Genomic DNA, 11,506 nt, shown 5'->3' on the forward strand with positions numbered 1-11,506 from the left:
CGCGACGCCCGGCGGGTCAACAGGACAGGGGGATTGCAAGGGTGACCGTGGTGCCCGCCCCGGGTTGGCTGGCCATGGTCAACGTGCCACCATGATCCTCGACGACCTGCCGGGCAATGCGCAAGCCCAGGCCGACCGAGCCACCCGGGTCGTTGCCCGCCGCTGACCGTATGTCGGCCAATTTCTCGGATGACATGCCGCGGCCGTTATCCTGCACTTCGATGAGTGCGTGATCCTGCTCCCGGCGAAGGTTGATGAGAACTAATCCTCCTTGCCTTCCCCGGACCGCCTCGATGGCGTTGACCATCAGGTTCTGGATCGCCCGCATCAGGGACAGCCGCAGGGCATGGACCTGCACGTCGTGGGCATCAGTCTGTACCCGGATCTCCGCGCCCTGCAGCAGCGCCCAGGAAGACATGCCGGCGGCCAGTTCCTTCACGAGTTTCAGCACGTCCACGGGTCCGCGGGAAATGTGAGTATTGCGGCCTTCCGAAGTCCATGTGTCGGCCAGTTCCTTGCACCGCGAAACGCTGGTCTCGATCATCTCTATGTAGGAGCGCGTTGCGGGCCACTTGTCACCCAGGAGGGGGCCCGCTTCGCGCAGTTGCATGGAAAGCAGTTCCACGTACCCCAGCACCAGGGTCAGGGGATTGCGGATATCGTGTGCGAGTTCGGCCGCCCGGCTGCCGAGGGATACAAGCGGGTCGTTCTGGATCATCTTTTCCTGCAGTTTGTGATTCAGCAGGTTCAGCTCGTTCTCCGCCTTGCGCCGGCGCCGTTCCACATCCGTGTGCAGGACGCTGCGCCGGACGACGTTCAGCATCTCCGGGGCGTCGAAGGGTTTCTTGAGGTAATCGCTCGCGCCGAGGCGCACGGCCTCTTGCGCCGTCTCCAGGGTGCTGTAGCCGGTAAGGAGGATGATCGCCACGTCGCCATCCAGAACCCGCATTTCCTTCAATCCGTCGATGCCGTTTTTTCCCGGCATACGGATATCGAGAATCACGGCCGAAGGCTTTTCGTTTGTCAGCAGCGTGGTTGCGGCATCCACGCTGTCCGCGCACAGGACCCGGTACTCGTTCTTGAGCAGGATGCGGAGGCTTTCCCGCGGGCCATGGTCGTCATCCACCACCAGCACGGTGGGCATAGTCTGGGACAGGGGCGATGGTTCCATCAGAACGTGTACCCGTAAGAGAAGCCAAGCAACTGCGAGCAAAGCTCGTAGGAGCCGTTGAACAGGGGTTGAGGGCTGGATGTGACGTTGCGGTCCTCGAAAAAGCTATAGGCATAAGCCACGTCGAAGCGATGATGATTCCATGTGTACCCCGTGCCGAGACTGACCACGTGGCGATCCGCGTCCGGCAGGGTGGGGGCCAGCGTCGGGGAGGGGATAGGACTCTCGATGAACAGGTAGCCGCCTCGCAGAACCCAGTTCTCGGTCACGCGCCAGTCGGCGCCGACGCCCAGGGTCCAGCTGTCTTCCCACTGCTGCGGGATGGTCGTCTGGGGCAACAGGGAGTTCAGGACCCCGGCATCCAGGATCAGCCGGTCGTACCGCGAAAACTCGATCCATTCCACATCCGCGCCGAGGCGGAGGGTGTCGGTAGCCTGGAAGCCGTAGCCGGCAGCTATCACGGAAGGGAAGCGGATCGTGGTGTCAAAATCGCTCGAGGAGGGCAGAGGGAAGCCGGCCGGAAGACCGCTGACCGAAAAGTCTCCGTCGTAGTCGATATCCACCGGTGCGCGGTAGACCAGGCCCAGTACCTGGCGCGGGGAGCACTTCCACTGCAACCCGGCATGGCCGCTCACGCCGGCGCCCTCGGCGTCAAAGCGGGCCTCGCCATCCGGCAGCAGCGGGATGCCGACGGCCTGCGACCAGGGGAAGATCTGGCGGAGCGTGAAATCGGAAAACAACAGGTCCGCGGCCAGTCCCAAGGAGAAGGTGTCCGTAAGTTGCAGCGCAAAGGCGGGCGAGACTTCCAGGGTCCGCAATTCCGCCCGGTACGGAGCGGCATATCGGAAGAGACTGTCCTGGCTCCACTCGGTGGACTGGCCGTAGGGCGAGGATAGACCTATCCCGGCGGCATAACGACCGTCGGACAGGGCCGCGACGGCATAGAGAGCAGGAAGCCAGGCGGGGTCGTTTCGCGTCTCGACGTGATCGAAAGGCGGGACGGCCGACTTGAACTCTGCGCCACCGTCCACCATGGTCAACGAGGCCAGAACTTCAGTCCTGTCCTGCCAGGCCAGCCCGGCCGGGTTGTGGGAAAGCAGGGAAGCATCGTCCGTGAGGGTCAGTTTTCCGCCCGCATGTCCAAGCGCCGCAGCTCCTTCGGGTGGATTTCTAAACCCGCTGGAGAACGCTGGTTCCATGGCTGCGGCCGTGCAGAGAATACATATGCTTGCGATCCTTGTCCTGAACCTGTTCATCCGGTGTTTCCTTTTATAAGCAGCAACCCTGATTTCGCGGACCGCTTCTTTCTACCGCAATGTTGCTGCCGTAAGCATGTGGCATGCCATTAGCTCGTTATGCCGGCCTGTTTGCAGGATTTCTCCTACATCGCTAAATTAAAAGATGCTCCGATGAGTAAAACAACATCCGGAATCCGGCTTCAGTGTCCAGAATTGTTCAGCCGGTGCTCATTTTATGCCGATCACTACGCCATGATCGCGCACAAGTCGATGGGTTAGAATCCGCGAGAAACCGGCCTCATTCATCCATGTGGCATATTCATTCCACGTGTAAAGCATTCCCTCTCCGGTGGCCAGCGTGAGGAAATAAGGCGAGCCCATGGCCGCGCTCAAGGGCCCTGTGCCGTCGTTGTGTTGCATCATGTTGAAGACAATGGCGACGCCATGGGGCGGTAATGTGCGGCAGGCCTTTTGGAGTAGAGCCTTGTTCTTCTCCGCGGACCAGATGGTCATGAAGTGGGCGAACAGAATGGCATCCACGCCGGCGGGAAATTCGTCAAGGAAGCCGTCGCCCTCCACGGCGGCCAGTCGGTCCGCATATCCGGCCTTTCGGATATTCTCCCGGGCGATCCGGCATACCGTTGGCGAGTCAAACACCGTCGCGCGCAGCGACGGATAGCACCGGGCCAACTCGATGATGTTGGAGCCGTTACCACCCCCGACATCAAGCAGATGACGAACCCGGGAAAAGTCCACGGCCCCGGCAAGCATCCGGTTGGATTGCACGGAAATGCTCTCCATGGCGGCCTGGAATATACTTTCCAAGTCGGGATCATGGGTTAACCGTCCGTAGAGAGTGCTCTCCGTCCCTCCAAACTCCGTGAGACCGGTATTGGAGCCGGCCTTCGCGGCGTCGAAGAAGTGCGCCATGGCCCGGTAGTTGATGAAGTGCTGCCAGAGCACGACAGGCACGATATTCCCCGGTTGGGCCCGGTCCAGCAACCGCGCGGCGAGCCAGGTGTTGCTGTAGTTCTCCCGCCGCTTGCGCAGGAGGCGCAGCGCGGTGCAACCGAGAAGGAGAATGCGTGCCGGCTGCTCTCCAAGACCAAGTTCCTCCGCCACCTGGGCAAGCGTCATGGCCTTTCGCCGGGCGAGCAGGGAAAACAGATCGAACCGCACCGCCGCGGCAAGGGTCTGGAAGTAGATGTGTCCTCCCATGACCCTGTATAGATTGTCAGACGTCCTTTTCAGGAGCGTCGCCTCCGCCAACCGCCGGAGCAAGAGCCGGATGGGATGTCGCACGAGTTTCATGGAATTGTAAACGAACACGGATCTTCTAATTAATCATCGCGGATGTGGCAAGAACCGTTTTACAATAAAACGCCTTTTCTTGCGTAAAGAGTGAACAAAAGAGTGCAGGCAATTGCTTATAACTGTTGACGGCGTGTACATAAATGCTCATCCTGATTCCGCTTAAACGGTAAGGTGCACTGCCCATGGTATTGCGGCTTCATAGTGGTTTTGCCATGCGAGGGGGAGAGGGGGAATGAGTCGGGCGCAGCGAGTGGTGGTTACGGGCATAGGTGTCGTGGCTCCGAATGGCATAGGCAAGGAGGTTTTCTGGAGGAATCTTCTGGCGGGTATCGGCGGCATCGGCCCGATCACGCTTTTTGATCCGACAGGTACGCCCTGTACCGTCGCCGGGGAAGTCCGGGATTTCCGTCCGGAGGATTTCATCGAGCCGCGGATGAAACCCCGGCGCATGTCGCGTTGTACACAGATGGCGGTGGCGGCCGCGAAGATGGCGCTGGAGGATTCCGGGCTGGATGCGGGACCGTTGAAGAAGCACTTTCCGTTACCGCTGGTCATGGGCGTGAGCACCAGCGCGCCGGACATGTGGGAGGCGCATCGCCGACAGATTGAGCGGAGGGGCCCGGGCCAGGGGCCTCCCTATATCATCGGCGCGTTCATGCCTCACGCGGCGGTCAATGCCATCAGCGCCTGTCTGGACTTGCAGACGCACCCGTTGACCATGGCAAGCGCCTGCGCGGCCGGCCTCGACGCCATCAGCGAGGCGGCCTCGCTGATTCTGGGAGACCGCGCGGACGTGGCGATGGCCGGCGGGGCGGATGCCCCGATCAGCTTCACGGCCTTCACCAGCTTCGCGGCTTGTGGGTTGATTTCCTCGGAAGTACAGAATCCCCGTGCGGCGAGCCGGCCGTTCGACCGCCAACATGTGTGCGGCGTGATTTCGGAAGGCGCCGCCGTGGTGATTCTCGAGAACCTGCATCATGCCCGGGCCCGGGGCGCGGTCCCCTACCTGGAGATCAAGGGCTACGCCATGAACACCGATCCGGATTCCGAGCGCCCCGGGTCGGGACTGGCGCAGACCATGCAAATGGCTCTGGCCAATGCCGGCCGACCGGCCGGACGCGTGGATTACGTGAACGCGCACGGCCCGGGCCATCCCGTCATGGACCGCGTCGAAACAAGGATGATCAAGGCGGCGCTGGGCCCCCGGGCCTTCCGCATACCGGTGTCGTCCATCAAGGGCCATATCGGCAATCCCCTGGCGGCCGGGGGGGCGCTTCAGCTCGCCGCGTGTGCCCTGATGTTCCGTCACGGGCAGATTCCGCCCACCGCCAACCTCGAAGAGCCCGACCCGGAGTGCGACTTGGATTTCGTCGCGCGGCGGCCGCGGTCCGTCCGGCTGGATTGCGCCGTGATCAACAGCCATGGGTTGGGCGGTCGTAACGTCAGCATGGTTGTGGAGAGGGTGGCTTCCTCGTGAGCCCCGTGCAGGCCTCGCTGCTGGTGACTCTCGCGCTGAACCTGGCGATGGGGATATTCGTGCTGGCGACGCAACCCGGCCGCGCGCTCAACCGCGTGTTCTTCGGCTTGAGCCTGGTGCTGGCGGGCTGGCTCATCGGGGTGTGGTCCATCACGCTGGCCGACACCGCCTTCTGGGCGGAGTTCTGGATTCGGCAAGCCTACGCGGTGGCCCTCCTGATCCCGATCGTCGGGCAGTATCTCCGCCAGGCCGTCGTCGACCACGGCAGCCGCCGCATCCCCCGGGTCCGGCACGGGGCGGCGCTGTGGCTGGCGACGGGCGCGCTGGCCGCGTTGTGCCAGACGCCGTTCTTCCTGAAGGAGGTGCAGATGCCGACGGCCGGCCCGGGGCTGCCGTACGCGGTCTATGGGCCGGGCTTGTATGTCTTCACGGCGTATTACCTGGCGGCGTGGTGCCTGCTGGTCGGGCGGTTGATTCGCGACGCCCGTCATGCCACCGGGATTGTGCGGGCGGAACTGTACTTTGTGCTCCTGGGCCTGCCCAGCGGGTTGCTGTTCGGCGTGCTGTGCTCGATTGTCCTGCCCCTGTTGACCTCCGATTACGTATACGCCGCGCTGTCCCCCTTGAGCCTGATCCTCCTCGATGCGAGCATCGCCTACGGCATCGCCACGCGTCGCATCATGGAGGCCACTGAACTGTTGCGTCGCGTCACGGCCTACGCGCTGCTCACGACCTACCTGCTGGCCTTGTATCTCGCCGTCTGGTTTCCGGTCCATGACCTGACGCGGCGAATCTACGGGGAGTCCCTGCTCCCGCACATGGCCGCGGCCCTGGCCGTGGCGCTCTCCATGGCCCCGGCCTACGGGCGGCTGCAGCGCTTCTCCGCCCGGCTCTTCGTCAATGCGCGCCCGCTCAACGTGGCGACCGTTGTCCAGCGCGCCAGCCGGATCCTGGACTCCATCGGCACCATGGGCGACCTGCTCCAGCGCTTTGCCCGCGGTATCGCCGAGGCCGTGGACACGGACCGGGTCGTGATCCTCCTGCTCGGCCCGGAGACGTACGTTCAACAGTACCCCGACCCCCTCGCCGCGGCGGCCCTGTCGCTGGCGCCGGACGATGCCCTGGTCCGGGCGGTCCGGGAGCATGGCGAACCGTTGAGCGTGGACGTGGTCGAGCGCATCCGTCCGGCGCCGCTGCTGGCGGAAGCCGCCCGGCGCCTGAAAACCCTTCACGCGGCCATCGCCGCGCGTATCCATTCCAAGGACGGACTGGAGGGGCTGCTGTTGATGGGGCCCCGGTTGTCGGGACGCATCTACGGATCGGTGGAACTGGAGGCGCTGCCAATCCTGTGCAACCAGCTGGCCGTTGCCTTGGAGAACGCGCGCCTCTATACCCAGGTGCAGAACAGCAAAATCTACCACGAGATACTGCTCGACAGCCTGGTCAACGGCGTGATCGCGATCAACGAGGATCGCAAGGTCACGGTGTTCAATCGCGAGGCGCAACGCATCACGCGGCTCCAGCCGTCGGAGGTGCTGGGCCGGCTGGTCTCGGGTCTCCCGCCGCCCCTGGTATCCGCGCTGAACAACGCTTTCGACCGCGGGCGCGGACGCCGCGACCAGGACGTGGTGTTGCTGCACGAGGGCGGCGAGGAAACCCCCGTCCGCCTGGGCAGTTCGGTCTTCCATGGACATACCGGCCAGGTCCTGGGCGCCCTCGTGGTGTTCGCCGACCTCACGGCCCTGCGGCGCCTGGAAATGCAAGTGCGGCGCACGGACCGGCTCGCCAGCCTCGGCACGCTGGTCGCCGGCATGGCCCACGAAATCAAGAACCCGCTCGTGTCCATCAAGACTTTCACCCAGTTGCTGCCGGAGCGGTACGAGGACCCGGATTTCCGCATCACCTTCTCGTCACTCGTGGGGGACGAGGTGCAGCGGATCGACACGATCGTCAACCAGTTGCTTCACTTCAGCCGGCCCGCGCGGCCGCACCTGGTCCCTACGCCCCTGCACCAGGTTCTCCATTCCACGCTCCAACTGGTAACCCAGCAGGCACGGCAGAAAGGAATCGAGATGGCCATTCAGCTCCATGCGTCCCGGGACCGTGTCCGCGCGGATGCGAATCAGCTCAACCAGGCTTTCGTCAATGTCTTGCTCAACGGCATGGATGCCATCCACGGCGCCGACAGGGCGATCATCATCGCCACGGAGAACCTGGAGGCGGTGCCATATGCCGCCCGGTTCGCGGACAGCACCCAGGATGTCGGCCCGCCGTATATCCGCGTGGGCATCACGGACACGGGCGAGGGCATCCCGCCCGAAAACCTTGCCCGGGTGTTCGATCCCTTTTTCACTACTAAGAATCATGGAACGGGCCTGGGTCTCTCCGTCGCGCACGGCATTGTTCAGGAACATGGCGGCATCATGGACGTGAGCAGCGAGGTGGGCAGGGGGACGACGTTCCACCTCTATTTTCCCCTGCTGCCGCCCGGGGAGCCCGCAGCATGAAGCCCGTGCCGCTGGTACATCTCTATACCCAGGACGAGGTCCTTGTCCGGCGTGCGTGCGGCTTGTTGGACGGACTCGCCGTGGTGCGGCCCGTGGCGACGCCGGCGGCTTTCGAAGCCCTCTTCGACCGGGGCGCCGGCCTGCTGGCGGTGGTCGACCTGCGGGCCGATGAGGCGGTGCCGCTGATCCGGGGCGTGATGGAGATAGAACCCCGCGCGGTCGTCGTGGCCCTGGGCGTTCCCGGCTCGGAACCGGCACGCGCCGCGGACGCCGCCGGCGTGTATGCCGTCGAGGACCCCGAGTTGACCCGGGCCCGCTTTCAGCAGCTTATCTTGCATGCGGCCGGCCATCTCCGCCTCCTGCATGAGAACGAGGCCTGGCGGCAGGAGGCCCTGGCGGTCCGGGCCCGGCCCGAGCCCGAGGCTTCCGCGCGGCGGCCCCCGCCGCGCTACCCCGGAAATCTCTGTCCCGTAGGCGACGTGGAAACGCTGCTGCAATCCATGGCGGAGGATGTGGCCGCGTCGGTGAGAGTGTCCCGCGTGGGCATCTTCTGCCGCGCGCGCGACAGCGAGACTTTTAAGTGGCGGGGCGGCCTTCGCTGCCTGGAGGGCGTCGAGGCGCTCGAGTATGGGCCGCGCGACGCGCTGGTGCGGTGGCTCGCCCTGCACGCGCACCTGGTCTCCCGTGAAAATCTCTCGCATGTCCGTGAAGCCGACGCACGCTGGCTTCTGCAGCAGACCCTCGATACGCTGGGCGCTGAAATCCTGCTGCCGCTGCAGGCCCGCGGCCGACTGCTCGGATGGTTGTACGTCGGCCACCGTGTCACGGGCCTGCCGTTCGAGTCCGTCCACTTGGAGGACCTCGCGGCGCTGGCCGAACACGTCTCCACCACCCTGGAGCACGCCCTGCTGTACGAGGAACTGGCCGTCCAGAAAACGCTGGCCGAAACCCTCTTGCAAAGCCTGCCCACGGGCATTGTGGCCGTGGATGCCGAGGGCATCATCCGCTGGTTCAACGACGAGGCCGCGCGGATTTTCCAGGCCGCCGCCGACCAGGTCATGGGCCGGAAGGTGGAGGCTCTGGGTGCCGGCCCCGCTGACCTGATTCGGCGTGCCCTGGCCGGGGAGGCCCTGCGGCACCCGCAGGAGTGGCGCGAGCCCGGCGGGCGGGACGTCCTCACGGCCCGGGCGCAACGGCTCGACAGCGCTTCCGGCTGCCTGGGCGCGGTCCTCTTCGTGCAGGACGTCACCGCCGAGCGCGAACTGAAGGAACGGCAGGCGCAGGTGGAACGGGCCGCGTTCTGGGCGGAACTGGCCGCGGGCATGTCCCACGAGATACGTAACCCGCTGGTCGCCATCAAGACCTTCGCGCAACTCCTGCCCGAGCGATACGAGGAGGACGAGTTCCGGCACGAGTTTGCCGAAGTCGTCTCACAGGAGGTGGATCGTCTCAACCGCATCATCGACCACATTAACCGCTTTGCGCACCCGCCTAGGCTGAATCTCGAAAACGCGGCCGTGCGGGACGTCATCGACCAGGGACTTGAAATGGTCCGCCAGGTCGCGTTCCCGACCGGCATCCCCGTGCACCAGGAACTCGATCACGACCTTTGGCCCATCCGGGGTGACGCCCGCGCCCTCGCGGAATGCGTGATGCATCTCGTCGTCAATTCCCTCGAGGCCGCCCAGGGCCGGAGCGACCCCCGCGTGGAACTGGTGGCGCGCAATGCGGCCGGAGCCGAATCCGGGCGGCATGTCCTGTTAGCGGTCGTGGACAACGGGCCGGGCATGGATCCCGGGATCCGCGACAAGGTCTTTTCCCCGTTCTATACCACGAAGGCGCGGGGCATGGGGCTGGGCCTGGCCATCGTACAGCGCGTGGTCATGGACCATAACGGCACCATACACGTGGAGACCGGCCCCGACGGCACCGAGGTAACCCTGCGGCTGCCGGCCGCCATGGAGACGCCGACATGAAGCATCTTCTGATCGTGGATGACGAATTGGGAAGCCGGGAATCCCTCAAGCAGGTCTTCGTGCGCGACTATCGCGTGTCGCTGGCGGCCGACGCGGCCGAAGCGCTAAGGATCCTCGCGCTCGGCGACGTGGACCTCGTGTTGCTGGATGTCCTGATGCCGCAGCGTGACGGACTATCCCTGCTCCGGGAGATCATGGAAAGCTACGCCCACGTGGCCGTGATCATGGTCAGCGGGTCGACATCCGTCCGCCCCGTGGTCGAATCGATCCAGGCCGGAGCCCTGGACTACCTGCCCAAGCCGTTCGAGGTGGACGATGCCCGGCGCATGGTTGCCCGCGCCCTGGAGCGCGCGGCGCTCAAGCGGAAGGTCGAGGCCCTCCAGCGGGAGGTGCTGCGCGAGTATCCCGTGCAGGATATCATCGGCCAGGCGCCGTCCTTCCTCCACGCCATCGAGACCATCCGCAAGTCCGCCGAGAGCGCCGCCACGGTGTTGATCGAGGGCGAGAGCGGCACCGGCAAGGAATTGATGGCGCGTCTCCTGCATGCCCGGAGCGGCCGGCACGACGAGCCCTTTGTCGCCGTCCATTGCGCCTCCCTGCCGGAAACGCTCATGGAGAGCGAATTGTTCGGCCACGAGAAGGGCGCCTTCACCAGCGCCGACCGGCGTCGAGCGGGACGTTTCGACATGGCCGGGGCCGGGACGATCTTCTTTGATGAAATCGGCGAGATGCCGTTGACCACGCAGGTCAAGCTGCTGCGGGTGCTCCAGGAGCACGAGTACATGCGGGTTGGCGGAACCCAGCTCATCAAGACCCGCGCCCGCGTGGTGGCGGCGACGTCCCGCGATCTCCGCGCGGAAGTGACGGCGCATCGTTTCCGGGACGATCTCTTCTACCGTTTGAACGTGGTGCCCGTCCGGCTCCCTCCCCTGCGCGAGCGCCGCGAGGATATCCCCCTCCTGCTGGACCATTTCCTCGGGGTGCTCCGCGGGCCGTTGAATGCGCGCGCCCAGCGCTTCGGCGGCGCGGCGCGGGTGCTGATCGAACGGTACGATTGGCCCGGCAACGTGCGGGAATTGCGCAACCTGGTCGAACGCGCGCTGGTCCTGCACGGCCACCAGGAGGAACTCACCCCGGAGGCCCTGCCCATGGAAATCCGCTATCCGCCGCCCTCCGGCGGCGCGGCCGCGCCTCGCTCACTGGAGGAGGCCGTCAATGATTTCGAACGGAGACTGGTGGCCAAGGCACTCGCCGAGACGGGCGGAGTGCAGACGCGGGCCGCCGAGCGGTTGGGGACCACTCGGCGAATCCTTCGCTACCGCATGGATAAGCTGAAGATCAGCGGGGCGGAAGGATAGGGTATTCCTGCGGCCAGCGTTGTCGGCCGGCCCTCAATCGTGATAAGTTCTGTTTAGCATCCGGGAGTGGAAGCCTATGAAATCCTACCGCAAGGAACTCTGGTTCAACACGCCGGCGCGCCGGGCATTCGTCAACATCACGCCGCAGGTCGAGGACTGCCTGCGCGAGAGCGGCATCCGCGAGGGCCTGCTGCTCTGCAATGCCATGCACATCACCGCCAGCGTGTTCATCAACGACAACGAGAGCGGGCTCCACGCCGACTTCGAAAAGTGGCTGGAGAAACTCGCGCCCGAGAAACCGTATTCGCAGTACGCCCACAACGGCGCGGAGGACAACGCGGACGCCCACCTCAAGCGCACGGTCATGGGCCGCGAGGTCGTCGTCGCCGTCAGCGGCGGCCAACACGATTTCGGGCCGTGGGAGAGCATTTTCTACGGGGAGTTCGACGGCCGGCGCCGCAAGCG

8 protein-coding genes are annotated in these 11,506 nt (G+C 64.8%); 5 read left to right on the forward strand and 3 right to left on the reverse strand.

The window, feature by feature from the left end:
• Positions 1-16 precede the first annotated feature (16 nt).
• The 3 genes from KA248_09585 to KA248_09595 all read right to left on the reverse strand — a co-directional run bounded on the left by KA248_09585 (position 17) and on the right by KA248_09595 (position 3,720).
• On the reverse strand, positions 17-1,171 hold the full coding sequence (locus tag KA248_09585) for a response regulator (GenBank protein MBP7830154.1): 1,155 nt from the start codon (positions 1,169-1,171) through the stop codon (positions 17-19).
• Positions 1,171-2,370 carry a TonB-dependent receptor gene (locus tag KA248_09590; protein ID MBP7830155.1) on the reverse strand — a complete coding sequence of 400 codons (1,200 nt, stop codon included), beginning with the start codon at positions 2,368-2,370 and terminating at the stop codon, positions 1,171-1,173. Before KA248_09590 ends, KA248_09585 begins: the two co-directional genes overlap by 1 nt.
• Before the next feature lie 267 nt (positions 2,371-2,637).
• Entirely contained in the window at positions 2,638-3,720 is a 1,083-nt protein-coding gene (locus tag KA248_09595) for a methyltransferase domain-containing protein (GenBank protein ID MBP7830156.1), read from the reverse strand.
• A gap of 277 nt (positions 3,721-3,997) precedes the next feature.
• Here KA248_09595 and KA248_09600 point away from each other — a divergent pair, with 277 nt between their 5' ends.
• From KA248_09600 to KA248_09620, 5 genes are all read left to right on the forward strand, one after another.
• On the forward strand, positions 3,998-5,200 hold the full coding sequence (locus tag KA248_09600) for a beta-ketoacyl-[acyl-carrier-protein] synthase family protein (protein MBP7830157.1): 1,203 nt from the start codon (positions 3,998-4,000) through the stop codon (positions 5,198-5,200).
• The gene (locus tag KA248_09605; GenBank protein MBP7830158.1) at positions 5,197-7,707 is read left to right on the forward strand and encodes a PAS domain-containing protein; all 2,511 of its coding nucleotides are present in this window, start codon (positions 5,197-5,199) and stop codon (positions 7,705-7,707) included. The genes KA248_09600 and KA248_09605 overlap by 4 nt, the downstream gene beginning before the upstream one ends.
• On the forward strand, positions 7,704-9,683 hold the full coding sequence (locus KA248_09610; protein MBP7830159.1) for a PAS domain-containing protein: 1,980 nt from the start codon (positions 7,704-7,706) through the stop codon (positions 9,681-9,683). The genes KA248_09605 and KA248_09610 overlap by 4 nt, the downstream gene beginning before the upstream one ends.
• The gene (locus KA248_09615) at positions 9,680-11,041 is read left to right on the forward strand and encodes a sigma-54-dependent Fis family transcriptional regulator (protein ID MBP7830160.1); all 1,362 of its coding nucleotides are present in this window, start codon (positions 9,680-9,682) and stop codon (positions 11,039-11,041) included. The genes KA248_09610 and KA248_09615 overlap by 4 nt, the downstream gene beginning before the upstream one ends.
• A gap of 76 nt (positions 11,042-11,117) precedes the next feature.
• Positions 11,118-11,506, forward strand: a 389-nt coding sequence (locus KA248_09620; GenBank protein ID MBP7830161.1) for a secondary thiamine-phosphate synthase enzyme YjbQ, incomplete at its 3' end; no start/stop codon positions are given.

This window comes from Kiritimatiellia bacterium (assembly GCA_018001225.1).
Classification (GTDB): domain Bacteria; phylum Verrucomicrobiota; class Kiritimatiellia; order CAIQIC01; family JAGNIJ01; genus JAGNIJ01.

Excerpts from the sequence above, each read along its gene's own strand:
- KA248_09595 (MBP7830156.1), bottom strand. The coding sequence starts at position 3,720 with ATGAAACTCGTGCGACATCCCATCCGGCTCTTGCTCCGGCGGTTGGCG.
- KA248_09610 (MBP7830159.1), top strand. The coding sequence starts at position 7,704 with ATGAAGCCCGTGCCGCTGGTACATCTCTATACCCAGGACGAGGTCCTT.
- KA248_09615 (MBP7830160.1), top strand. The coding sequence starts at position 9,680 with ATGAAGCATCTTCTGATCGTGGATGACGAATTGGGAAGCCGGGAATCC.
- KA248_09590 (MBP7830155.1), bottom strand. The coding sequence starts at position 2,370 with ATGGAACCAGCGTTCTCCAGCGGGTTTAGAAATCCACCCGAAGGAGCT.
- KA248_09585 (MBP7830154.1), bottom strand. The coding sequence starts at position 1,171 with ATGGAACCATCGCCCCTGTCCCAGACTATGCCCACCGTGCTGGTGGTG.